Genomic DNA, 21,800 nt, shown 5'->3' on the forward strand with positions numbered 1-21,800 from the left:
CGTATTGCGTGAGGAAGCTGATGGGAATCAGGCCGAGGTTGCGCAGGAGGGGGAACGGCACCATCAACGCCATCGGCACAAAGCCCAGCGCGATCCAGCGCATGGTGGGGTCGCCGCTTCGCCACGCCATGAAGACCATCACGCAGATCAGCGCCATGGCCACGATGATGACGGCCGTGACGGCGAGGAAGCCCGCGCGTGTCGGGAACAAGATATCCAGTGCGCCCAGCACCGCCAGTACGATGACCAGCTTGAGCGACAGCTGGTCCAGCACGACCGAGAACTGCCGCGGCCGGGTCACCACGCGGGCAAACCAGATGCCGCTGCAGGCCGCCAGCACCGGTAGCAGGAAGGCCGACAAGTCGTTCCAGACCGCCGAGTCCGGCCAGAGGTATTGCCCGCCTATGCCCAGCAACGCGGCCTGCGCCCCGGCCAGCGCGGTGATGTACACGGCGTAGGCGGTGAAGCTCCTGTCCCTGAAGGCCACGGCATTGGCGGCCGCCACCAGAGYCATCAGCAGCGCGAGGCCGAAATAGGCGCCCAGCAGAAATTGCTCCTGCATGCGCTGCGCCAGCAAGGCGGGGTGCTTGTAAATAAACAGAGGCGCAGAAAACGGCCTGCGCGCATGTTCGATGCGTATGAAGTAGGTGACCGGCCGGGTTTGTTCGCTGTCCAGGTCGAAAACCGGGAAGCGGTCGGGGCGCGGCCATTGGCTCACCGGGATTTTGTCACCGGCCGTTTGTTCGACCCAGTTTCCGGCGACGTCACGGTAGTGCAGGCTCACGCGGTCTACACCCGCGCTGCTGACCTCCAGCGCCCAGCGCTGTGATAGGTCCGGCTGCATGGCGTTAAAGCGCAGCCACATCACCTGGCCGTCCAGCATGACGGTATGGCCGGCCGGGCGCATCGCGAACGGCAGGTCGTACTCCCAGGCCTCCACCTGCTCCAGCACGGCCTGGCCGGTCGCATCGATCCAGAACTGGCTGTGTTCAGCCAGGGGAATCTGGCCGTCGGGCGCGTTGAGCTGGAGTACCGGCAGCCGCGCGTCGGCGCCGTGCTGCGCCCATCCCGGCGTGACGCAAGCCAGCAGGCACGCCGCCAGCGCTCCCCTGATGCCGTTGCCGCAGAGAAGGGCGCGCACGAAGCGCTGAAAGCGTCCGGGCTTGCCGGTGAGCGCGTGAAAGATCCGCACGAATTCATTGTGCGGCCGTGCGTGGACAAAAAAGTTTTAAATTTTCGCCGGCCTTCCACGCCTGCGCGAAGTGGCGTGCGTGCGCAACGGCAATTTATTGCGGCAAAAACCGGATGAGACGGGGGCTCCCACAAAAAGAAAAGCCCGCACTGTGGAGGGTGCGGGCTTAGTGAAGCGGGCTGGCCTGGAGGGCTTCCGCTTTTATGCGTCTTCGCTTATGCGTAGGCCGCAAGCACTTTTTTCATCTTCTTCATCGCGGCGACTTCGATCTGGCGAATGCGCTCGGCGCTGACTTTGTATTCGGCGGCCAGGTCATGCAGCGTCATGCCGCCTGAACCGTCGTCGTTTACCTTGAGCCAGCGCTCTTCCACGATGCGGCGTGCGCGCGGATCCAGTTCTTCCAGCGCGGCCGTGATGCCGTCCGAGGCCAGATTGTCGCGCTGGCGCGATTCCATCAGCGCGGTCGGTTCCTGCGTCGCGTCGGCCAAATAGGCGATGGGGCCGAAGGCGTCTTCGCCGTCGTCGCCGGGGCTCGGGTCCAGCAGCACGTCGCCACCCGACATGCGCTGCTCCATCTCGATGACTTCCTCGCGCTTGACGTTCAGTGTCTTCGCCATGGAGTCGATCTGGCCTTCGGTCAGGGTGTCGCGGTGCGTCGCCACGTCGGCGTCGTCCTTGAAACCCTGCTTCATGGAGCGCAGGTTGAAAAACAGCTTGCGCTGGGCCTTGGTCGTGGCGACCTTGACCATGCGCCAGTTTTTCAGGATGTACTCATGGATCTCGGCCTTGATCCAGTGCATGGCATAGCTCACCAGGCGCACGTTCTGGTCCGGGTCGAAGCGTTTCACGGCCTTCATCAGGCCGATGTTGCCTTCCTGGATCAGGTCGCCGTGAGGCAGTCCATAACCCAGGTATTTGCGCGAAATCGACACCACCAGGCGCAAGTGAGAGAGCACCAACTTACCGGCGGAATCAAGATCGTTGTTTTCCTTGAGGTTTTTGGCGAATTCCTGCTCCTGCTCCAGGGTGAGCATGGGCAGGCGATTGACGGCGGAAATATAGGCGTCCAGGTTGCCCAGCGGGGGAACCAGCGACCAAGGGTTGACGGCTGCGACGGCGCCCGTCTGGGGCACGGCCACGGCAGCGGTCAGCGATTGGGGGGAAAGAGCATATGACACTGCAGAACTCCTTTTCTCTAGTGCTAAATATTAGCACTCTGTTGGAGCGAGTGCTAAGCAATAGGTTCAATGACTCGGATAGCGCAAGGCTAATAAGTAGTAACCCTTGGTATGCAGTATGACCAAAGGGGGCGGTTTTGGTTCGGGAGCTTTTGGTTTCCGGGATGTAAACGCTGGTAATGCCCCGGAACGGGTGAGACAGCAAGAAAAAGCGGCASGCGCTCAGGGCAGGCGCTTGTCGTCGCGCACTTCACGTACCTCGACGTCGACAACGTCAGCTGACGCGTTGCCGGCGTCGCGGCCTGCGCCACCCGGCCACATACCCTGGGGCGAGTAGCGCTGGAAGCGGCCGAACACCATGGCAGGTGCCGGCTTGCGGCCGGTAACCAGCGACTTCAGCAGGCTGAGGGCAACGACGATCAGCGCGGCGACCAGCAGGCTGACGGCGAACACCGCCGCAAACAGGCCCAGCACCAGTTTGAGGAAAAAACGCAGGATTTTGCTGATCAAGGCGGAGCACCCGTTAAAAGGTTTAAACCTTATAGGTGGAGCCGGGAGCTGCTATTTCAAGCTGGGAAGCATGCTGGATGGATCACCAGCGAATGCCCAGCCTGGCGAACAGCTTGCTCAGTACAAACAGCGGGCCGACCCAGAGATACTGGATGTCTTCAAAAAACGAGGGCTTTTTGCCTTCTATCTTGTGGCCTATGAACTGCAAGATCCAGGCGCCGACAAAAATGGCGATACAGATCGGCAGCACCAGCGAGCCCATGGCAAATATCACGCCCAKGAACACCGCAGACCACAGCGCCATGGTCGCGAAGAACACCGCGGACAGACGGGCGTAGTACACCATGCTGGCCGCGACAAAGGCATAAGCCACATAGGGATGCAGCGCAAACAGCATGCCGACCAGGCTCAGCATGATGAGCGGAATGGCGATGAAATGGATCAGTTCGTTGCGCGGGTTCCGGTGGCTTTCGCCATAGYGCGCCAGCAATTGGTCAACCTTGCGCGGCCCGGCAACGGCATCGGGGATGTCCGCTATGTCGTTCATGTATGTCTCCAGCGGCGGGGATCGCCTGTGGGGCGGATTTTCCGCCAGGCCGCCAGAACCGGAGCGGCGATTTACACAACGTAACGCAGGCCGCGAGCGGCCTGCGAACTTTGTACTTAGCGGCTGTGCCTGCCGATCAGGTCGGCGTGATTTTCGCGGTCTTGATAATCCGGCTCCAGCGGTCTATTTCGCTTTTCAGGAAGCGGCCGAACTCTTCTGAACCCTTTTGTGAGACACGAAAGCCTTGCTGCTTGGCGCGCTCTTCCACTTCCGCGCTGTACATGATCTTGATCATCTCGCGCGAGAATTTGTCCACGATGTCATCCGGTGTCTTGGCCGGGAGCATGGCTCCCGTCCAGTTTTCGACAAAGAGGCCAGTCATACCGGCCTCGAAAGCAGTCGGGACATCAGGCACCCCCGGGTGCCGGCCCAGGCTGCAGATCGCGATCGCGCGCAGTTTGCCGCCTTTGACGTGAGCGATCGATTCCGGATAGTTGGAAAAAATCACGTCCAGCTGGCCACCGATCAGGTCGACCATCGATGGCGCGCCGCCGCGGTAGGGCACATGGATCATCTTCGTTTTGTTCAGCTCGCAGAACAAGGCCATGGTCAGGTGTGCCGGAGTACCGTTGCCGCTCGAGCCCGCGCTCAGCTGCTTGGTTTTGGACACCGCCATCAGGTCCTTGAAGTCCTTGATCGGACTGGCAGCGGGAACAACCACAAGCATCGGCGAATTGGCCAGCAAGGCGACAGGGCGCAGGTCCTTGGTGAAACTGTAAGCCGCATTGGGATAGAGAGACACGTTCGCGGCGTGCGTCAACGTGATGGCCAGGATGGTATTGCCGTCGGGCGGTGATTTGGCGACCAGTTCGGCGCCGATCTGTGCGTTTCCGCCGGCCTTGTTTTCGACAATCACTGGAGTTTTCCACGCTTCAGACAGCTTTTGGGCGACCGTGCGGGCCATCATGTCGGTCAGGCCGCCGGGCGTGAACGGGACCACATACTTGATGGTGCTGCCCGGTTTGGGAAAGGCCTGTTGAGCCATCCCCAGGCCCGGAACGCCTGTCAGGGCTGCACCTGCTGATGCCAATACGATGTCGCGACGTTTCATGCCTACTCCTGTTGATTGAATAATTGTTAACCCACTAACTGATCCAACTGTGATTTGAGTGCGTCGGGAATGTTGAGTCCCGTCTGTAGTGCTTTCGTTTCGAGTGCGAGACGCCGCGCGCCGGCCAGGCGTACGCCGTCATCCAACAGCATTTCGGCGATTACGGTTTCCATGCGTTCAAAATAAGTGTCTGTGCCTGCAAGCGCGCCCGGGTCAATCAGGATGAAAGCCTGGCCGATGCGCGGCTGATTACCTTCATCGACGAAAAACGATGATGCCTCAAAAGCGAACTGCGCGCCAATCACGGCTGTCACCAACAKCTCCACCATCAACGCCAGCATGGAACCTTTGGGGCTGCTCACGGCACCCAGCGGCAGCATGGAGCCCTCCAGGGCCGCCTGTGCGTCCGTTGTGGGCCGGCCTTGTGCATCCAGCGCCCAGCCCAGCGGAATGGCCTTGCCTTCCTTGGCCGCAACCATGACCTTGCCGCGCGCTACTTCGCTCAGTGACAGGTCAATCAACAGGGGGTCGGCATTCCTGCGGGGAAAGGCGGCGGCAATCGGGTTGGTCCCAAAGACCGGATGCTTGCCGCCCGCCGCCGGCATGGCCGCCGGCGCATTGGCAAAGCCCAGGCCCACCAGGCCCGCATCGGTTGCGGCGCGCAGATGGTCCACCAAGACGCCGCAATGGTGGCTGTTGGTCACCCCGACAAAACACACGCCCAGTTCCCGGGCGGTTGTGATGGCGGTGGAGATTGCCAGGTCGCAGGCGGGGAAGGCGAGGCCCTGCCTTGCATCCACCAATACGGCCGCACCTTTTTTGTGCGCCACGACGGCCACGGCATGGCCGTCTGCCCGGCCGTTGCGAAGATGGGTGGCGTATTGCGGCACGCGGCTTAAACCATGCGACGCGAGCCCTTGCGTTTCGGCGCGAACCAGTGCTCTCGCGGTGGTGGCCGCCATGGCCTCCGCCGCGCCTGCCTTGCGCAGCGCCAGCGTGGCAAGGCGGGTTGCTTCTTCAATAGACAGTTGGACCATTACTTCAGGTTCTCCAGCACCTTGTCCGCGATCATGAACGATACGCGTGCATTTGATTGCATGCTTACACCCGAAATGTGTGGTGTAAGCAACAGGTTGGGGCAACTTTGCAAGGCCGCGCTCACCGGCAGGGGCTCGACGTCGAATACATCGATGGCCGCACCGCCCAGGTGCCCCGACCGCAGTGCCGCGCTGACAGCTGCGATGTCCACGATGTGGCCTCGCGACGTATTGATCAGCACGGCGCCTTTTTTCATCTGGCCAATGCGTGCCGCGCTGAACAGCCCACGCGTCGTATCAACCAGGGGCACGTGCAATGTGACGGCATCCGCGTTGCTGATGAGTTCGTCCAGCCCGGCATAACGCACGCCGGCTTGCGCGAAGACGGGCGCATCGGGCGCCAGCATGGCGTCGTAAGCGATCACTTGCATGCCAAGGCCACGTGCCAGTCGTGCCGTGGTCTGGCCTATGGAGCCAAAACCGATGATGCCCAAGGTTTGCCCGGCGGTTTCGCGCCCGTTGCCCAGCGCTGCGCGCGGCCATTCGCCAGCGGCCACCGCCGCGCTGGAAGCAAAAGCACCGCGCAGCAGCAGCATGGTGCTGGCGATCACGTATTCGGCCACGCTGAGCGCATTGGCGCCGGTGGCTGGGATCACCTTGATGCCCCTGGCCTCGCAGGCCGGCACGTCGATGTTGTCCAGCCCAACGCCGAGCCGGCCCACCACCTTGCAGCGCGTAAGCGCGGCCAGCAGTTCGCCGCGCACCTGCGTGAGGTTGCGCACGACCAGCGCGTCGGCTTTGGCTGCCTCGGCGCGCAGGCGGGCGGCATCGCTCACCAACTGCGGCTCGTAGAGTACCTCGTGCGCCGCTTCAAGCCGCGCCACGGCGCGCTCGTCCATGAATTCGCAGATGACAATGCGCGCCATGCATCCTCCGTGTTCAGGCTGATTCGAACAGGCGCGTCAGCACGAACTCCCGGTGGCCAAGCGCTTCAGCTGCGGTCAGGCGGCCGTTGGCCGTGCGCAGCATGTTCTCCAGCAGCTTGTCACCGGCCTGGTCCAGCGTGATCTCGCGCTGCAGCAGGCCCGAGGTGTCCACGTCGATGTGCTCGCTCATCAGGCGCACGGTGCGCGGGTTCGAGCAGATCTTGATCACCGGAACGATGGCGTTGCCGATCACATTGCCCTGGCCCGTGGGGAAGAAGTGCACGGCATAACCGGAGGCTGCGCACAAGGTCACCATCTCGGCGGCGGCGCTGGACGAGTCCATGAACCACAGGCCGGGGTGCGTCGGCTTCTCGGCCTTGTCGATGACGCCGTCCACGGTGCAGACCTTGCCGATCTTCTGGATATTGCCCAGGGCTTTTTCCTCGATGGTCGTCAGGCCGCCGGCGATATTGCCCTTGGTCGGCTGCGAATCGGACAGGTCGCTGGTCTTGTGGCGGTTGATCATGTCCTGGTAGCGGTTGAACATGAACATGAACTGGTCGCGCACCGCGTCATTGGCGCAGCGGTCGGCCACGATTTTTTCGCCGCCGGTGATTTCCGAGGTCTCGCCGAAGCACAGGTAGTTGCCCAGGGGGTGCAGCTTGTCGAAGGCGTTGCCCACCGTGGGGTTGGCGCCGCAGCCGGATGTGGTGTCGGACTCGCCGCACTTGGTGGAAACCCAGAGTTCGGAGATGCCGCAGACCTCGCGCTGCTTCTCGCTGGCCCACTGCACGTATTCGCGCGCCGCCTTGGATGCCTTCATGATGGTTTCGTGGTCGCCGTGGCCTTCGATGCCGAAGCCGATCACCGGCTTGCCGGTGGTCGCAATGCCGTCGACCACCTTCTTGGTCCAGCTGTCTTCAATGCCGATCACCACCACGGCGGCAACGTTGGGGTTGCAGCCCGCGCCTATCAGCGTGCGGAAGTGCAGCTCCAGGTCGGCGCCGAACTGCAGGCGACCGTAAGGGTGCGGGATCGCCATGCTGCCCTTGATGTTGTGGGCCACGGCTTCGGCCGCCGCATTGGACAGGTCGTCCAGCGGCAGGATGATGACGTGGTTGCGCACGCCGACGCGGCCGTTCTCGCGGCGATAGCCCAGGAATGTGGTGTCTTTGTTAATGACTGACATGGAAAATCCTTTTTCAAAAAATGATCGAATTGATGGTGCGCCCGGCGTAGCGAGCGGGCGGCAGGCAAGGCGCAAACCGGAGCCGGGCCGGTGCTCGGCGAGGATTTGCAACGCAGCATCCCGCCCGCGCAGTAGCCGGGAGCGCCATCAATTACCAGCGTTTGGTTTTGATGTTATGGACATGTGCGTGCTGGCCCGCCTTGATGTTGGCGACGACCTTGCCCATGTCGATGCCGTACTTCAGCACCGTATCGCCGACGGCCATGTCCTTGAGCGCCACCTTGTGGCCTATGGGGATGTCCTGCTGGGCCTGCACGTTGATCATGCGGTCCTCGTCCATGATCCAGCCGGTCATGGCGGTTCCTGCTTTCACACCTTCCACCACCACAACGGCCACGGTGTCTTTGGCGTCATGCAATACAAAATGAATCATGGGTTCTCCATCAAGGGGCCTGGGTTAATTCGAGCCGCCAGTTTTATGGACGCCCACGACCTTGTCAATTGACTCATATATATGACTTGTACGACCCGGCCATCGGTGTTTCAATGGCGGCCGTGACCGAAAAAAAACTATCCACTCCCCTGCGCCCGCTGGCGGGCGGGGACACGCTGCCGCTGTACCGCCAGGTCAAGCGCGAACTGCAAAAGCTCATAGAAGCGGGGCACTACGGTCCGGGTAAACCCCTGCCCAGCGAGGCCGAAATCGCCGGGATTTTGCAGGTGAGCGTGGGCACTTTGCGCCATGCGGTGGACGAACTGGTGCATGAGCACGTGCTGGTGCGTCGGCAGGGCAAGGGCACTTTTGTGGCGCCGCACACCAGTGCGCGCTTCATGTTCCAGTTTTTCCATGTGGAGCCGCGCTGGAACTTCGGTGACGAAGAAGAGGCGCTTGAGCGTGACTATCCTGAGATCGATTGCATCGCCTTTGCGCGCGAGCGGGCGACCGAGTTCGAAGCCTCCGCCCTGCGCATCAAGGCCGGCGAGGCCGTGTTCAGGGTAGAGAACCGGCTCGCCTTGCGCGGCCGCGTGGTGATGCACGACAGGCTCTCGATTTCGGCGGCCCTCTTTCGCAACCTCACCGAAAAGCGTTTTGTCGAAAGGCCCAGCACGATTTACGCGCTCTACCAGACCGACTTCGGCATCACCGTGCTGCGCGCCCAGGAGCGCGCACGCGCGGCGGCGGCCGACAAGGCCACGGCCCGTGTGCTGGGTGTGGCGGCGGGCGCCCCGGTGATGGAAGTGCACCGGCTGGCATTGACCTTTGGCGACAAGCCGGTGGAGTACCGCGTGTCGACCATCAACACCCAGGCACACGACTACGTCAGTGTGCTGTCCAAGAAAGCATGAGCATGGACCTTGTTTTTCTGCTCGAAAAAGCCCGGCTTGCCGGCATGGAGGCGGCCGCCCGTATCGGGCAGGCGCGGGCTGCCCTGCAGCCGGCGGACGTCAGCCAGAAAGCACCCGGTGACTGGGTCACACGCTTTGACTGCGAGGTGGAAGAGGACCTGCAGGAAGCCTTGCAGCAGGCCCTGCCGGAAGGGCACTTTGTCGGCGAGGAGGGCGACGGCGAGTTGACGGACGCGCCCACCTGGCTGGTCGACCCGATTGACGGCACGGCGAATTTTGCGCGCGGCTATCCGCAATACGCGGTGTCGATCGCGCTCTGCGTGGGCCGCGAGCCGGTGCTGGGCGTGGTGGTCGATCCTTCGCGCGATGAAGTCTTCACGGCCGCGAACGGCCTGGGTGCGTGGCTGAACGGACAGCGCATCGCCTGCGCCGGGCCGCACCTGCCGGGCCAGTGCCTGGTCGCCACGGTATTTCCCAAACCCGGCGCGCCCTTCATGGACGACTACCTCGCCGAGTTCGGCCGCGTGCTGAAGACCTTCGGGCAGGTTCGCCGCAGCGGCGCGATGGTGCTGGAGCTGGCCTATGTCGCGGCCGGCAGGGCCGACGCTTTCTGGGAGCGCGGCATGGGCGCCTGGGACGCGGCGGCCGGCGCGGTGCTGTTGCGCGAAGCCGGTGCCGTGATGCATGCGATGGACGGCCTGCCGCTGCTGGAAAGCCGCATGCTGGTGGCCGGCAGCCCGGCCGGCGCCGCCTTGCTCGAAGGCGTGCTCAAGCGCCCATGAGGCGGGCGTCGCCTCGCTGATCTCTTCCTGATTATTTTGACTGGGTCCCGATGATTCTCAAATGGCGCGTGCAGCTGGCTTCGTATTTCCCCGGTGTGATGGTATGCATGGTGATTGCGCTGGCGGCCACCTTCGTATCCGAGCATTACGGCGGGCCGCAGCTGCTGTATGCGCTGCTGATAGGCCTGGCTTTTCATTTCCTCAACAGCAATCCGCAGACGGCCAAAGGCATAGGTTTTTGCGGCCGGGTGGTGCTGCGCGTCGGAGTGGCCTTGCTGGGCGCGCGCATCACGTTTTCGCAAGTGGCCCAGCTGGGCCTGGGGACCGCGGCGGTGATCGTGCTGGCGGTGCTGCTCACGATAGGGCTGGGCCTGCTGCTGGCGAGCTGGCTCAAGTGCTCGCGCGACGAGGGCCTGCTCTCGGGCGGCGCGGTGGCGATTTGCGGCGCGTCGGCGGCGCTGGCGATTTCGTCCGTGCTGCCCCAGACCAAGGAAAACGAGCGCTTCACGCTGCTGGCCGTCGTGGGCGTCACGGTGCTGTCGACGCTGGCCATGGTGGTCTACCCCTTCAGCCTCCAGGCCATAGGCCTGCTGCCGGGGCAGGCCGGCATCGTGCTGGGCGGCTCCATCCACGACGTGGCCCAGGTAGTGGCGGCCGGCATGATGCTGGGCCCGCAGGCCGGCGACACGGCGACGGTGGTCAAGCTGTTCCGCGTCATGATGCTGATGCCCGTGGTGCTGGCGGTGGCGGTGATGTACCGCAAGCATCCGGCCGTGAAGGTGCCGGAAACCGAAGTGCCGCTGGTGCCGGGATTTTTGCTGGCCTTTGTCGTGCTGGTGATGCTGGCCAGCGCCGGATTCATCAGCCCGCCGCTGGTTCAACTGGCCGGTGACGCCTCACGCTGGATGCTGGTGACGGCGATCGCTGCCGCTGGTGTCAAGACCAGCTTCGAGGACCTGCTTAAGCTGGGCTGGAAGCCGGTCGCGCTGCTGGTGACCGAAACCGTCTTTATCGTGGTCTTTGTGGTGGCAGCGGTATTGCTGCTGCGGCTTGGCGGCGCCTGAAGAAGCGCTTCAGCCCAGCAGGGCCTGTGCGAATTCGCGCGCGTTGAAGGTTTCCAGGTCTTCAAGCTGCTCGCCCACGCCGATGAAATACACCGAGACGGGGCGCAACGCCGGCGAAGCCAGGGCACGTTCGCGGGCCCACAGCGCGATGGCCGCCAGCACGCCGCCCTTGGCCGTCCCGTCCAGTTTGGTCACGATGAGGCCCGTCAGTTGCAGCGTGTCGTCAAAGGCCTTGACCTGGGCCAGCGCGTTCTGGCCGGTGTTGCCGTCGATGACCAGCAGCACTTCGTGGGGAGCCGTGGCGTCGGCCTTTTGCACCACACGCTTGATCTTGCGCAGCTCTTCCATCAGGTGCAGCTGTGTGGGCAGGCGGCCGGCGGTGTCGACCAGCACCACATCCTTGCCGCGCGCCTTGCCGGCGCTCACGGCGTCGAAACTCACGGCGGCCGGGTCGCCGCCTTCCTGGCTCACGATCTCGACCGTGTTGCGGTCGGCCCAGACGCTGAGCTGCTCGCGCGCGGCCGCGCGAAAGGTGTCGGCCGCCGCCAGCAGCACCGAAGCGCCCTCGGTGGCCAGGTGGCGCGTGAGCTTGCCGATGGAGGTGGTCTTGCCGGCGCCGTTCACGCCGGTCACCATGATCACGGTGGGCTGGTACTGGCCAATCACCAGCGGCTGCTCCAGCGGTTTGAGCAGTTGCGCGATGGAGTCCACCAGCGCGTTCTTGACGGCCACGGGGTGGGTCATGCCGCCTTCGCGCACCCGGCGCTTGACGTCGGCCAGCAGGTGTTCGGTGGCCTTGGTGCCGGCGTCGGCCATCAGCAAGGCGGTTTCCAGATCTTCGTAAAGCGCATCATCGATGCGGCTGCCGGTGAACACGGTGGAGATGCTGGAGCCGGTCTTGCGCAGGCCGGCCTGCAGCTTGCCCAGCCAGCGCTCACGCTCCGGCGCGATGGCGCCCGGGACCGGAATGGCGATGGGTGTGACCAGCGCGCTGCCTATCAACCCACCCCCGGCGGGCGCCGGCGTAGGGGCGGCCACCGCTGCGCTGTCCGCGGCCACGGCGGGCGGGGCATCAGGGGCCGGAGAAGGCGCGGCGGCGGGGGGCGGGGATTTTTTCTTGAAAAAACTGAACATTGGGTATGCTTGCGGAGTCCTAGTGGGCTGTTGCACCATTGCGGGGCAACGTGCGGCGCCACCCAGCTATTCTATGAAACACCCCAGACAAACCCTTTTGACGCCCCCAGTACCCCGCGCTGTGCCTTGGGGGCGCCGCCTTCGCGCAGACGCCCGCCGCCGTGCCGGTGGTGGAGAAATTCACGCTGGCCAATGGCCTCACGGTGATTGTCAAACCCGACCGTAGAGCACCCACGGTGGCGCACATGCTGTGGGTGCGGGTCGGCTCCATGGATGAGGTGGACGGCACCTCCGGTGTGGCCCATGCGCTGGAGCACATGATGTTCAAGGGCACGCCGACGGTGAAACCCGGCGATTTTTCCAAGCGGGTTGCCGCGCTGGGCGGCCGCGAAAACGCCTTCACCAGCCGCGACAGCACCGGTTACCACCAGCAGATTCCCGCCGGCAAGCTTGAAGAGGTGATGCGCCTGGAGGCCGACCGCTTTGCCCACATGCAGTGGCCCGACGAAGAGTTCAAGCGCGAGATCGAGGTGGTCAAGGAGGAGCGCCGCCTGCGCACCGAGGATTCGCCGCGCGCCATGCTGTACGAGCAAGGCGCGGCCATGGCCTTCATGACCTCGCCCTACCGGCGCCCTGTCGTCGGCTGGATGAGCGACCTGGACGCCATGACGCCGGCCGACGTGCGCGATTTCCACCGGCGCTGGTATGTGCCGGCCAATGCGGCCGTGGTAGTGGCGGGCGACGTGGAAGTCGCCCAGGTCAGGAAACTGGTCGAGAAATACTACGGCGGCATCCCCGCCCGGCCGGTGCCCGTGCGTAAGCCTCGCGAAGAGCCCGAGCAGGATGGCCTGCGCCGCCTCGACTACAAGGCCCCGGCGAGCCAGGCTTACGTCGGCATGTCTTTCAAGGTGCCCAAGCTGGAGCCGGCCGACCTCGCGGATGCGGTCGCCGGCGCACCGGTTTCGCCGACGGCTGCGGGCAGCCGCGACGCGCTGGCACTCACCGTGCTGGCCGCGGTGCTCGACGGCTATGGCGGTGCGCGCCTGGAGCGGGCCCTGGTGCAGGGCGACAACCGGGTGTCCGACGGCGCGGGCGCCTCCAATGGCCTGATGGGGCGGGGGCCGCAGCTTTTTGTGCTCGACGGCGTTCCCGCGGACGGCAAGACCACCCAGCAGGTGGCCGAGGCCCTGCGCCGCGAAGTGGCGCTCGTCGCGCGCGAAGGCGTGAGCGAGGCGGAACTCAAGCGCGTCAAAACGCAGTGGGTGGCCAGCGAGATCTACAAGCTCGACTCCGTGTTCAGCCAGGCGCGCGAACTGGGCTCCAACTGGGTACAGGGCTTGCCGCTGGACGGCAGCGAGCGTGTGATTGCCGGCCTGCGCCGCGTCACTACCGCCGAAGTGCAGGCGGTAGCCGCCAAATACTTCGGCGACGACCAGATGACCCAGGTCACCTTGCTGCCGCAACCCGTAGACCCCAATCGCAAACCCCGCAAGCCGGCGCTCCCCATCCGCCATGACGGCTCCTGAACCCGACACCCGAATCCTCATGAACATCGCCACGAAAAACAGGGCTCGCAGCTCTCTCACCCTCTGGGTTGCCGGCTTTTTTTGCCTGTGCCTGCAGGCAACGGCCGGTGCGGCCATCCCCATCCAGCAATGGACACAAACGAACGGCGCCCAGGTCTACCTGGTCGAAAGCCCGGCCATCGCCATGCTGGATGTGCAGATCGATTTTGATGCAGGCACCCGGCGCGACCCGGCCGCCCAGGCGGGCCTGGCGAGCATGACCATGACCATGCTGGACAAGGGCCTGGAAGCCAGAAACGGCGAGCCCGCCATGGACGAAAATGCGCTCAGCGAGGCCTGGGCCGACCTGGGGGCACAGTTCGGCGTCAGCGCCACGGGTGAGCGCCTGGGTTTTTCGTTGCGCTCCCTGACTGACCCCGAGCTGCTCGACAAGGCCGTGGCGCTTGCGGCGCGCCAGATCGCCGAGCCGTCCTTCCCCAACGCCATCTGGCAGCGTGAACGCGAGCGCATGGTGGCCTCGCTCAAGGAGTCCTACACCCGGCCCGGCAGCATCATTGCCCGTGCCTACGCGAAAGCGGTGTACGGCACGCACCCCTACGGCTATGAGGTGACCGAGGCCACGCTGGCGCGCATCAGCGTGGCCGACATGCGCGCTTTCTACAGCGCCGGCGTGGCGGCTTGCCGCGCGCGCGTCAGCATGGTGGGCGCCGTGACGCGCGCGCAGGCCGATGTGATCGCGGCGCGCCTGCTGTCGCGCCTGCCTCAGGTGGCGTGCGCCGGCCTGCCGCCCTTGCCGGAGGTGGCCGAAGTGGCGCCGCTGGCCCAGGCCGAGGAAAAGCGCATTCCCTTTGATTCGGCGCAGGCCCATGTGCTGATAGGCCAGCCCGGCTTCAAGCGCACCGACCCGGATTATTTCGCGCTGACCATCGGCAACTACATCCTGGGCGGCGGCGGTTTTGTCTCGCGCCTGACGCGGGAAGTGCGTGAAAAGCGGGGGCTGACTTACGGCGTTACCAGCTATTTCTCGCCCGGCCTGCATGCCGGCAGCTTCACTGTGAGCCTGCAGACGCGGCCCGATCAGGCCGGCCAGGCGGTGAAGCTGGCGCATGAGGTGGTCAAGGACTTTGTCGCCGACGGCCCCACCGAGGCCGAACTGAAGGCCGCCAAGGACAACCTCATAGGCGGTTTTGCGCTGCKCATCGACAGCAACCGCAAGCTGCTGGACAACATCGCAAGCATCGCCTGGAACAAGCTGCCGCTGGATTACCTGGACACCTGGACGCAGCAGGTGGACAAGGTGACGGTGGCCGACATCAAGGCCGCCTTTGCGCGCAAGCTGCAGCCTGAGAAAATGGTCACTGTTATCCTCGGCGCCGCACCATGAAATACACTCCCGCACCCACAGAAACCCCCGCCGGCAAAAAACCGCGTCCCAAGGGCGGCAAGGTGGTGGGCCGCAAGACCGTGCCGCCCGGCGAAATCCGCATCATCGGCGGGCTGTACAAACGCACCAAGCTGCCGGTTCCCAGCAAGCCCGGCCTGCGTCCCACGCCTGACCGCGTGCGCGAAACCTTGTTCAACTGGCTGGGCCAGGACTTGACGGGCTGGCGCTGCATGGACGTGTTCGCCGGAACCGGCGCGCTGGGTTTTGAGGCCGCCTCACGCGGCGCTGCCGACGTGCTGCTGTGCGAGCAGGACCCGGCTCTGGTGCTGCAGCTCAAGGCGGTGCAGGCCAGGCTCAAGGCTGAGATGTGCCACATCGAGCGCGGCGACGGGCTCAGTGCGCTCAAGCGCGTTGCCCCCGGCAGCCTGCAACTGGTGCTGCTGGACCCGCCTTTTGAGTCCACGCTGTTCGAATCCGCACTGCAAGCCGCGGCACGGGCCATAGGCCCAACCGGCCTGGTGTACCTGGAGTCCCCCAAAGCCTGGACTGAGGAGGAATTGCTGCCCCTGGGCCTCAAGCTGCACCGCAACGGCAAGGCCGGTGCCGTGCATTTCCACCTGCTGGCCGGGCTGGGCGCGCCAGCGGCCTGATACCGCTCACGAGTCCGGCAGCCTTGCCTGCCGCGTGGTTACGGGGGCCAGCCGGCCGGTTGCAGCGGTGGGGCGGGCATAATTCCAGCATGGCCACCCCGCGCATCGCTGTCTACTCCGGCACTTTTGACCCTTTCACGCTGGGCCATGGCGACGTGGTGCGCCGCGCGGCCGGGCTGTTTGACCAGATCGTCATCGCCGTGGCCGCGGCCCACCACAAGAAAACCCTGTTTTCGCTGGAGGCCCGCGTGGCGCAAGTACAGGCCGAAACGCAGGGCATTGCCGGCGTGGCCGTGCTGCCTTTTGACGGCCTGATCATGGATTTTTGCGCGGCGCAAAAAGCCTCGGCCGTGGTGCGCGGTATCCGCAACCTGACGGACTTTGATTACGAAGCCCAGATGGCGGCCATGAACCGCAAGCTGCGCCCCCAGGTGGAAACCGTGTTTTTGCTACCTGACGCGCCGCTGCAATGCATCAGCAGCACGCTGGTGCGCGAGATCAGCAAGCTGGGCGGCGACGTGGCCCAGATGGTGAGCCCCGCGGTGGCGTCGGCCCTCGCGGTCGCGCACCGGGCAGCGAAAGGGGGCTGAACATGGCCTTGATGATCACCGACGAATGCATCAACTGCGACGTCTGCGAGCCCGAATGCCCCAACCAGGCCATCTATCTGGGCAAAGAGATCTACGAGATCGACCCGCACAAATGCACCGAATGCGTCGGCCATTTCGACGAACCGCAGTGCGTGCAGGTCTGCCCCGTGGCCTGCATTCCCCTGAATCCGCAGCACATTGAAACGCGGGAAACCCTGTGGGAAAAATACCAGCGCCTGCAGGCCGTGATTCCCATCATCGCGGCACGCTGAAGATTTAACCCCAGTCTTCGGATTGGCTTCGGATTCCGGTTCTAAACCTTGCGTGGCGGTTTGGGCCGCGGCGGCGTGCTGGTGTGGATCATCATCGTGGCCTTTTCCATCTCGCCCTTGAGCAGCTCCGGCACCGCCTTGAGGCAACGGGTGATGCAGTCTTCAATGGCGATGCGGTGCTCGGCCGAAGGCTTTTTCAGCACCCAGTCGACCACTTCGGCCTTGACGCCGGGGTGGCCCACGCCTATGCGCAGGCGCCAGTAGTCGGGTGTGCCCAGCTGCGCGTGGATGTCGCGCAGGCCGTTGTGGCCGGCGTGGCTGCCGCCGAACTTGAGTTTGACTTGCCCCGGCACGATGTCCATCTCGTCGTGAGCTACCAGCACTTCCTCGGGCGCGAGCTTGAAAAACCGCGCCAGCGCCGCGACCGACTTGCCCGACACGTTCATGAAGGTCAGCGGCTTGAGCAGCCAGACGTTCTGGCCGTTCACCGTGATGCGTGCAACCTGGCCGTGGTAGCCTTTTTCGAGGCTGAGAGGGGCTTTGAGCTCCCGCGAGAGGGCGTCTATCCACCAGAAGCCGGCGTTGTGGCGGGTAGCCTCATATTCAGGACCGGGATTGCCCAGACCGACGAACAATTTGATCATTTGGAGATTTCCATCCGCTCGATTCTAGGTGCGCATAGCCCGGCCTTTTGCGGAGGCTTGCGGTTCAGAATCCTAGTGAGAAAGAAAAACGGCCCTTGTCCCGCAAGAGGACAAGGGCCGTTGGCCTTTTCAGGCCTGCGCTTGAAGCGAATTACTTCTTGGCGGCAGGCTTGGCGGCGTCAGCCTTGGCGCCGGCTTTGGCTTCCTTGGCGGCGGCGGCCTTGGCGGCTTTCGGGTCCACCGGTGCGGCTGCTGCAGCGGCTGCTGCGGCATCGGCCTCGGCTTCGTCGGAAACGGCGGACACGGACACCAGAACCGGGTTTTCCTGGCCCTTGGCGACAAACTTCACGCCCTTTGGCAGCGTGATGTCCTTGACGTGCAGCGGCGAGCCCTTCTTCAGGCCCTTCAGGTCGACGGCGATGAATTCGGGGATGTCGGCCGGGAAGCAGGAGACGGTCAGCTCGGTGATCACGTGGTTGACCAGGCAGTTCTCGGTCTTGACGGCCGGCGACTCTTCTTCACCGCTGTAGTGCACGGGCACTTTGACGGTCATCTTGGTCTTGGCTTCCACGCGCTGGAAGTCGATGTGCAGGATCTGCTGCTTGTACGGGTGCATTTGCAGGTCGCGCAGCAGAACTTTTTGTTCTTTGCCGGCCAGTTCCATCTCGAGGATGGAAGCATGGAACGCTTCTTTCTTGATGGCGTGGAACAACGCGTTGTGATCGAGTTCGATCAGCGTGGGTTCACCGGTGCCACCGTAAACAATACCGGGCGTGCGGCCCGTGATGCGGAGACGGCGGCTCGCACCCGTGCCCTGCTTTGCGCGCTCAAAAGCGACGAATTTCATAATCAACTCCAATAAAGAACGGACCGCGACCAGTCTCGCTCTGCTTTAAAAAGCTGCCTGGATTCCGTGAAGCTTGAGGCTTCGCGGGCCGTGCAGCCGCTTTTTGTTTCAGCTCAGAACAGGTTGTCCTGGTCCGAAAACAAACTCATGACCGACTCTCCCTTGGCGATGCGCTGTATGGTCTCAGCGATCAGCGGCGCCACGGAGAGCTGGCGAATCTTCTTGCAGCCTTCTGCATTGGGGCTCAGCGGAATGGTGTTGGTGATCACCACTTCATCAAGCGCGTCGCCCTTGGCGATGCGGTCTATGGCCGGGCCCGAAAAAATCGGGTGCGTGCAATACGCGTAAACCTTCTTGGCGCCGCGCTCCTTGAGCACTTCGGCCGCCTTGACCAGCGTGCCGGCCGTGTCGATCATGTCGTCCATGATCACGCAGTTGCGGCCTTCGATATCGCCGATCACGTGCATCACTTCCGACACGTTCGCCTTGGGGCGGCGTTTGTCGATGATGGCCATGTCGCAGCCCAGCTGCTTGGCCAGCGCCCGGGCCCGCACCACACCGCCCACGTCGGGCGAAACGACCATCAGGTCGGCGTAATTCTTCTGGCGCAAATCGCCCAGCAGCACCGGCGACGCATAAATGTTGTCGACCGGGATGTCGAAAAAGCCCTGGATCTGGTCGGCGTGCAGGTCCATCGTCAAGACACGCGACACGCCCACGGCCTGCAGCATGTTGGCCACCACCTTGGCCGTGATCGGCACACGCGCCGAACGCGGGCGGCGGTCTTGCCGCGCATAGCCGAAATACGGGATCACCGCGGCGATGCGCTCGGCCGAAGCCCGCTTCAGCGCGTCGACCATGATGAGCAATTCCATCAGGTTGTCGTTGGTCGGCGCGCAGGTCGACTGAACCACAAACACATCGCGAGCCCGCACGTTCTGCTGAATCTCGACGGTGACCTCACCATCCGAAAAACGACCCACATGGGCCGCGCCCAGCGAAATGCCCAGGTGCTGGGAGATCTCAAGGGCCATGCTCGGATTGGCATTGCCGGTAAAAACCATGAAGTCGGGATGGTGCGTTTGCATGTGGGGCCCAGCTGCTACAAGGACTTGAACGTGGCTGAAATTTCTGATCGAAGCAAAATACGCACGGGGGACAACACGTTGCTACGGGCTTGGCAGTGAGCGCCGCTTGGCTGCCGTGTTTCCAAAAACATACAGACCCGCTGATACACATCATGCGGGTCTGTCAGGAGTCACGCAGGCCCGCGCCGGGCGGGTCCGCGACACCGGGGCTGTGGCCCTCAGTCTTAAATTTGGCAGGGGTGGAAGGATTCGAACCTGCGAATGCCGGAATCAAAATCCGGTGCCTTAACCAGCTTGGCGACACCCCTACACAGGACAGTTGTTGTTGCCAACAACAGACCTATAACTTATTCATTTATGGTCGCTTGGAAACACATTTCGAGAGCGGTTATTTTACCAACCGGCCAGGGGATGCGCCTCCAAATTACCGCATTGGCGGACTTTCCAGCCCTCAGGCAATCCCGAGGTGTCCGGCAAATCCATTTCATGCGGCAGTTGCGCAAATACAGCACTTCCGGAGCCGGTCATGCGCCCCTGGAGTTGCCTGCTTTTCAGCCAATCGAGCGATTGGCCAATCTGCGGGCACATCCCCTGCGCTACCGGCTGCAAGTCGTTGCGGCCGAATCCGAAATCAAACGATTTCGACTGGCCTTCAGCATTTGCAGCAAAGCCTTGGATTGTAGCAGTTTCTGTGTCACGTTTGAGCCACGGCGCGCTGAAAATACCTTGTGTGGGGAGCCCGGCCGCCGGTTTGACCACCAGAAAACGAGCCGAGGGCAGGGCCAGCGGCGTGATTTTTYCGCCTATGCCCTCCACCCAGGCATGGCCGCCCGAAAGGAAAAAAGGCACGTCAGCGCCCAGCGAGAGGGCCAGGGCGCGCAGCTCCTGCGGCGGCAGGCGCACGCCCCACAGCCGTTGCAGAGCCAGCAGGCAACTGGCCGCATCCGACGAACCTCCGCCCATGCCGGCCTGTGAGGGAATCCGCTTTTGCAGGCCGATGTGGACGCCCAGCGAGGTGCCGCAGGCGGCCTGCAATGCCCGCGCGGCCCGCACCGCAAGGTCGTCCGTGGGCAAAGCTTCTGCCGTGTGGCCGTCCGTTTCCAGGTCCTCCCGGCTGATCCGACCGTCAGTGCGCAGCTCAAAGTGCAGGGTATCGCACCAGTCGATCAGCATGAAAACGGACTGCAGCAGGTGGTAGCCGTCCGGCCTGCGGCCGGTGATGTGCAGGAAAAGATTGAGCTTGGCGGGTGCCGGCACGTCATACAGGGCCTTGAGCGGCGGCGCGGTACCTGAGGCGGGAGCGATGGAGGTCATGAAARAGAGCGAAGGCCGGGGAGGGCGGCGGGAGGGCTATTACTGATCGAGCACGACACGCAGGTCGGCCTGCGGCGCCGGCTGGGACCTTTTGGCCGAAATGCGGCCTTCCTGGCGGCGTGAGAGGTCGGCCGACCAACCGGCGGCGGCGGCATTGTCGCCGCGCAGCCAGGCAAACAGCGCATCTATCGGTACGGCCGCACCCGTGGCCTGGGCCRTCAACTCATCGACGGAGGCAAAACGCTGGACTTTGCCGCCGCCCGAGTCCAGTACCGCTTCGCCGGGCGACCAGCGCAGCACGCCCAGCACATTGCCCAAGGGACTGATCAGCGTGAGTTCACCGCGTTCGGCCCGGCCTTTGAGCTCGAAGCTGGCCGAAAAAGACTGTGCCGGCTCACTCTGCACCTGCAGGCTGATACGGCCGGTCCAGAAATCGTTTTTCAGTCCATCCTGGGCTGTTGCCCTGGGCATTTGCGCGCAGCCGGCAACGAAAAACACGGTGAAGAGGGTCGCAAAACCAAGGGCCAGCCGGGCCAGGCGCGTGCGGAGGGTGGGCGGCAAGATGGGTATCCCGGCTTACAGCTTCACGCGCAGGCGCTTGAGCGTTTCCTGCAGCGTTTMGTTCTCGGGATTGAGCAATCTGCCTTCCTTCCAGATGGCAATGGCGCGGTCGCGCTGGCCCATGGTCCACAGCACTTCGCCGAAATGCGCGGCGATCTCCGCATCGGGTTTGGCCTTGTAGGCGGCCTCGAAGATCTGCGCGGCTTCTGCCTTGTTGCCCAGGCGGAATTCCACCCAGCCCAGGCTGTCCCGGATAAACGGGTCGGCGGGGGCAAATTCCAGCGCCTTGCGGATCAACTCGCGCGCCTCGGGCAAGCGCACGCTGCGATCGGCCAGCGAGTAGCCCAGGGCGTTGTAGGCGTGGTGGTAGTCGGGCTTGAGCTGGATGACCTTGCGCAGCAGGCTTTCCATCTCATCGAGCTTGCCCAGCTTTTCGGCCATCATGGCCTGGTCGTAAATCAGCTCGGTTTCTTCTGGCGCCTTCACCAGCGCCTCGGCTAGCACCTTGTGGGCCAGCTGGTACTGCTTGAACTCGCGCAGCAGGGACACTTCCGCATTGAGTTTGACCCTGGCCTCGGCCGGATTGCGCTCGGGCAGCTTGCGGATCAGCTGGCGGCCCTCGTCGAGCTTGCCCTGGCTGGCCAGGATGGAAGCGCGCCGGGTCTGCGCCAGCGCCAGGTCGGAGGCGTTGTCAATCCTGGCCAGCCAGCTTTCCGCCGCGGCGTAATCCTTGCGTTTTTCCGCAATTTGCGAGAGAGACAAATAAGCCTGGGCCAAGCCGCGGTTGCGTTCGCCTTCGGCAGTCTGTTGCTGCGCCAGGCCGACATAGCGCTCCAGCGAGCTTTGCGCCTGCGCCAGTTGGTTGTCCTGCAGTTGCAGGGAACCCAGCACCAACCAACCCTCAGGG

24 protein-coding genes and 1 tRNA gene are annotated in these 21,800 nt (G+C 63.7%); 8 read left to right on the forward strand and 17 right to left on the reverse strand.

Features of this window, described 5'->3' with window-relative positions; all coding sequences use genetic code 11:
* The 9 genes from AC1D0P_RS13215 to AC1D0P_RS13255 form a co-directional block, all read right to left on the reverse strand.
* Positions 1-1,192: 7TMR-DISM family protein (locus AC1D0P_RS13215; protein ID WP_477677161.1), on the reverse strand; the 1,192-nt coding region annotated here is incomplete at its 3' end.
* A gap of 215 nt (positions 1,193-1,407) precedes the next feature.
* The gene (gene rpoH / locus AC1D0P_RS13220) at positions 1,408-2,343 is read right to left on the reverse strand and encodes an RNA polymerase sigma factor RpoH (protein ID WP_436156763.1); all 936 of its coding nucleotides are present in this window, start codon (positions 2,341-2,343) and stop codon (positions 1,408-1,410) included.
* Between the two features lie 249 nt (positions 2,344-2,592).
* Complete coding sequence (locus AC1D0P_RS13225) at positions 2,593-2,880, reverse strand: hypothetical protein (protein WP_477677162.1); 288 nt, start codon at positions 2,878-2,880, stop codon at positions 2,593-2,595.
* Positions 2,881-2,962: 82 nt separating this feature from the next.
* On the reverse strand, positions 2,963-3,427 hold the full coding sequence (locus tag AC1D0P_RS13230; protein ID WP_477677163.1) for an Mpo1 family 2-hydroxy fatty acid dioxygenase: 465 nt from the start codon (positions 3,425-3,427) through the stop codon (positions 2,963-2,965).
* A gap of 136 nt (positions 3,428-3,563) precedes the next feature.
* Positions 3,564-4,538: a Bug family tripartite tricarboxylate transporter substrate binding protein gene (locus tag AC1D0P_RS13235; RefSeq protein WP_477677164.1), complete on the reverse strand. Its 975-nt coding sequence runs from the start codon at positions 4,536-4,538 to the stop codon at positions 3,564-3,566.
* 26 nt (positions 4,539-4,564) lie between these two features.
* Positions 4,565-5,575: an Ldh family oxidoreductase gene (locus AC1D0P_RS13240; RefSeq protein ID WP_477677177.1), complete on the reverse strand. Its 1,011-nt coding sequence runs from the start codon at positions 5,573-5,575 to the stop codon at positions 4,565-4,567.
* Entirely contained in the window at positions 5,575-6,501 is a 927-nt protein-coding gene (locus AC1D0P_RS13245) for a hydroxyacid dehydrogenase (RefSeq protein ID WP_477677165.1), read from the reverse strand. The genes AC1D0P_RS13240 and AC1D0P_RS13245 overlap by 1 nt, the downstream gene beginning before the upstream one ends.
* A 13-nt stretch (positions 6,502-6,514) precedes the next feature.
* Positions 6,515-7,690, reverse strand: a complete 1,176-nt coding sequence (locus AC1D0P_RS13250) for a UxaA family hydrolase (RefSeq protein ID WP_477677166.1) — start codon at positions 7,688-7,690, stop codon at positions 6,515-6,517.
* 151 nt (positions 7,691-7,841) lie between these two features.
* Complete coding sequence (locus AC1D0P_RS13255; RefSeq protein WP_007862870.1) at positions 7,842-8,123, reverse strand: UxaA family hydrolase; 282 nt, start codon at positions 8,121-8,123, stop codon at positions 7,842-7,844.
* 68 nt (positions 8,124-8,191) lie between these two features.
* Between AC1D0P_RS13255 and AC1D0P_RS13260 the strand changes: the two genes are divergently transcribed.
* Genes AC1D0P_RS13260 through AC1D0P_RS13270 form a run of 3 tightly spaced genes read left to right on the forward strand, consistent with a single transcriptional unit; the run spans position 8,192 to position 10,883 of the window.
* On the forward strand, positions 8,192-9,037 hold the full coding sequence (locus tag AC1D0P_RS13260) for a GntR family transcriptional regulator (protein ID WP_477677167.1): 846 nt from the start codon (positions 8,192-8,194) through the stop codon (positions 9,035-9,037).
* A 2-nt stretch (positions 9,038-9,039) separates the two neighbouring features.
* Positions 9,040-9,819, forward strand: a complete 780-nt coding sequence (locus AC1D0P_RS13265) for an inositol monophosphatase family protein (protein WP_477677168.1) — start codon at positions 9,040-9,042, stop codon at positions 9,817-9,819.
* Between the two features lie 50 nt (positions 9,820-9,869).
* The gene (locus AC1D0P_RS13270; RefSeq protein WP_477677169.1) at positions 9,870-10,883 is read left to right on the forward strand and encodes a YeiH family protein; all 1,014 of its coding nucleotides are present in this window, start codon (positions 9,870-9,872) and stop codon (positions 10,881-10,883) included.
* Positions 10,884-10,892: 9 nt separating this feature from the next.
* Here the strand turns inward: AC1D0P_RS13270 and ftsY are convergent, their stop codons facing one another.
* Positions 10,893-12,017 carry a signal recognition particle-docking protein FtsY gene (ftsY, locus tag AC1D0P_RS13275; RefSeq protein ID WP_477677170.1) on the reverse strand — a complete coding sequence of 375 codons (1,125 nt, stop codon included), beginning with the start codon at positions 12,015-12,017 and terminating at the stop codon, positions 10,893-10,895.
* Positions 12,018-12,136: 119 nt separating this feature from the next.
* Between ftsY and AC1D0P_RS13280 the strand changes: the two genes are divergently transcribed.
* The 5 genes from AC1D0P_RS13280 to AC1D0P_RS13300 all read left to right on the forward strand — a co-directional run bounded on the left by AC1D0P_RS13280 (position 12,137) and on the right by AC1D0P_RS13300 (position 16,439).
* A complete protein-coding gene (locus AC1D0P_RS13280) occupies positions 12,137-13,543 on the forward strand; it encodes a M16 family metallopeptidase (protein ID WP_477677178.1) in 1,407 nt (468 codons plus the stop codon).
* 19 nt (positions 13,544-13,562) lie between these two features.
* Positions 13,563-14,927 (forward strand): M16 family metallopeptidase, encoded by a 1,365-nt coding sequence (locus AC1D0P_RS13285; RefSeq protein WP_477677179.1) that lies wholly within the window; start codon positions 13,563-13,565, stop codon positions 14,925-14,927.
* The gene (gene rsmD / locus AC1D0P_RS13290) at positions 14,924-15,577 is read left to right on the forward strand and encodes a 16S rRNA (guanine(966)-N(2))-methyltransferase RsmD (RefSeq protein ID WP_477677171.1); all 654 of its coding nucleotides are present in this window, start codon (positions 14,924-14,926) and stop codon (positions 15,575-15,577) included. Before AC1D0P_RS13285 ends, rsmD begins: the two co-directional genes overlap by 4 nt.
* A gap of 89 nt (positions 15,578-15,666) precedes the next feature.
* Complete coding sequence (coaD, locus tag AC1D0P_RS13295; protein WP_477677172.1) at positions 15,667-16,167, forward strand: pantetheine-phosphate adenylyltransferase; 501 nt, start codon at positions 15,667-15,669, stop codon at positions 16,165-16,167.
* 2 nt (positions 16,168-16,169) lie between these two features.
* Positions 16,170-16,439: a YfhL family 4Fe-4S dicluster ferredoxin gene (locus AC1D0P_RS13300; RefSeq protein WP_477653182.1), complete on the forward strand. Its 270-nt coding sequence runs from the start codon at positions 16,170-16,172 to the stop codon at positions 16,437-16,439.
* Between the two features lie 41 nt (positions 16,440-16,480).
* Here AC1D0P_RS13300 and pth read toward each other — a convergent pair whose 3' ends face one another.
* From pth to AC1D0P_RS13335, 7 genes are all read right to left on the reverse strand, one after another.
* Complete coding sequence (pth, locus tag AC1D0P_RS13305) at positions 16,481-17,083, reverse strand: aminoacyl-tRNA hydrolase (protein ID WP_477677173.1); 603 nt, start codon at positions 17,081-17,083, stop codon at positions 16,481-16,483.
* Between the two features lie 151 nt (positions 17,084-17,234).
* On the reverse strand, positions 17,235-17,930 hold the full coding sequence (locus AC1D0P_RS13310; protein ID WP_477653184.1) for a 50S ribosomal protein L25/general stress protein Ctc: 696 nt from the start codon (positions 17,928-17,930) through the stop codon (positions 17,235-17,237).
* A 113-nt stretch (positions 17,931-18,043) separates the two neighbouring features.
* Positions 18,044-19,018, reverse strand: coding sequence for a ribose-phosphate pyrophosphokinase (locus tag AC1D0P_RS13315; protein WP_477653185.1), 975 nt, complete (start codon positions 19,016-19,018; stop codon positions 18,044-18,046).
* A 231-nt stretch (positions 19,019-19,249) separates the two neighbouring features.
* Positions 19,250-19,326: transfer RNA gene (locus tag AC1D0P_RS13320), tRNA-Gln, on the reverse strand.
* 85 nt (positions 19,327-19,411) lie between these two features.
* The gene (gene ispE, locus AC1D0P_RS13325; RefSeq protein ID WP_477677174.1) at positions 19,412-20,332 is read right to left on the reverse strand and encodes a 4-(cytidine 5'-diphospho)-2-C-methyl-D-erythritol kinase; all 921 of its coding nucleotides are present in this window, start codon (positions 20,330-20,332) and stop codon (positions 19,412-19,414) included.
* Positions 20,333-20,371: 39 nt separating this feature from the next.
* Positions 20,372-20,893, reverse strand: coding sequence for a lipoprotein insertase outer membrane protein LolB (locus AC1D0P_RS13330; RefSeq protein ID WP_477677175.1), 522 nt, complete (start codon positions 20,891-20,893; stop codon positions 20,372-20,374).
* Positions 20,894-20,908: 15 nt separating this feature from the next.
* Positions 20,909-21,800, reverse strand: an 892-nt coding sequence (locus tag AC1D0P_RS13335; RefSeq protein WP_477677176.1) for a tetratricopeptide repeat protein, incomplete at its 5' end; no start/stop codon positions are given.

This window comes from Polaromonas sp. P1_G2 (genome assembly GCF_056405515.1).

Coding starts and splice junctions, on each gene's coding strand:
- coaD (WP_477677172.1), top strand. CDS start 15,667: ATGGCCACCCCGCGCATCGCTGTCTACTCCGGCACTTTTGACCCTTTC.
- AC1D0P_RS13235 (WP_477677164.1), bottom strand. CDS start 4,538: ATGAAACGTCGCGACATCGTATTGGCATCAGCAGGTGCAGCCCTGACA.
- pth (WP_477677173.1), bottom strand. CDS start 17,083: ATGATCAAATTGTTCGTCGGTCTGGGCAATCCCGGTCCTGAATATGAG.
- AC1D0P_RS13255 (WP_007862870.1), bottom strand. CDS start 8,123: ATGATTCATTTTGTATTGCATGACGCCAAAGACACCGTGGCCGTTGTG.
- AC1D0P_RS13265 (WP_477677168.1), top strand. CDS start 9,040: ATGGACCTTGTTTTTCTGCTCGAAAAAGCCCGGCTTGCCGGCATGGAG.
- rsmD (WP_477677171.1), top strand. CDS start 14,924: ATGAAATACACTCCCGCACCCACAGAAACCCCCGCCGGCAAAAAACCG.
- AC1D0P_RS13270 (WP_477677169.1), top strand. CDS start 9,870: ATGATTCTCAAATGGCGCGTGCAGCTGGCTTCGTATTTCCCCGGTGTG.
- AC1D0P_RS13315 (WP_477653185.1), bottom strand. CDS start 19,018: ATGCAAACGCACCATCCCGACTTCATGGTTTTTACCGGCAATGCCAAT.
- ftsY (WP_477677170.1), bottom strand. CDS start 12,017: ATGTTCAGTTTTTTCAAGAAAAAATCCCCGCCCCCCGCCGCCGCGCCT.
- AC1D0P_RS13245 (WP_477677165.1), bottom strand. CDS start 6,501: ATGGCGCGCATTGTCATCTGCGAATTCATGGACGAGCGCGCCGTGGCG.
- AC1D0P_RS13250 (WP_477677166.1), bottom strand. CDS start 7,690: ATGTCAGTCATTAACAAAGACACCACATTCCTGGGCTATCGCCGCGAG.
- AC1D0P_RS13310 (WP_477653184.1), bottom strand. CDS start 17,930: ATGAAATTCGTCGCTTTTGAGCGCGCAAAGCAGGGCACGGGTGCGAGC.
- AC1D0P_RS13300 (WP_477653182.1), top strand. CDS start 16,170: ATGGCCTTGATGATCACCGACGAATGCATCAACTGCGACGTCTGCGAG.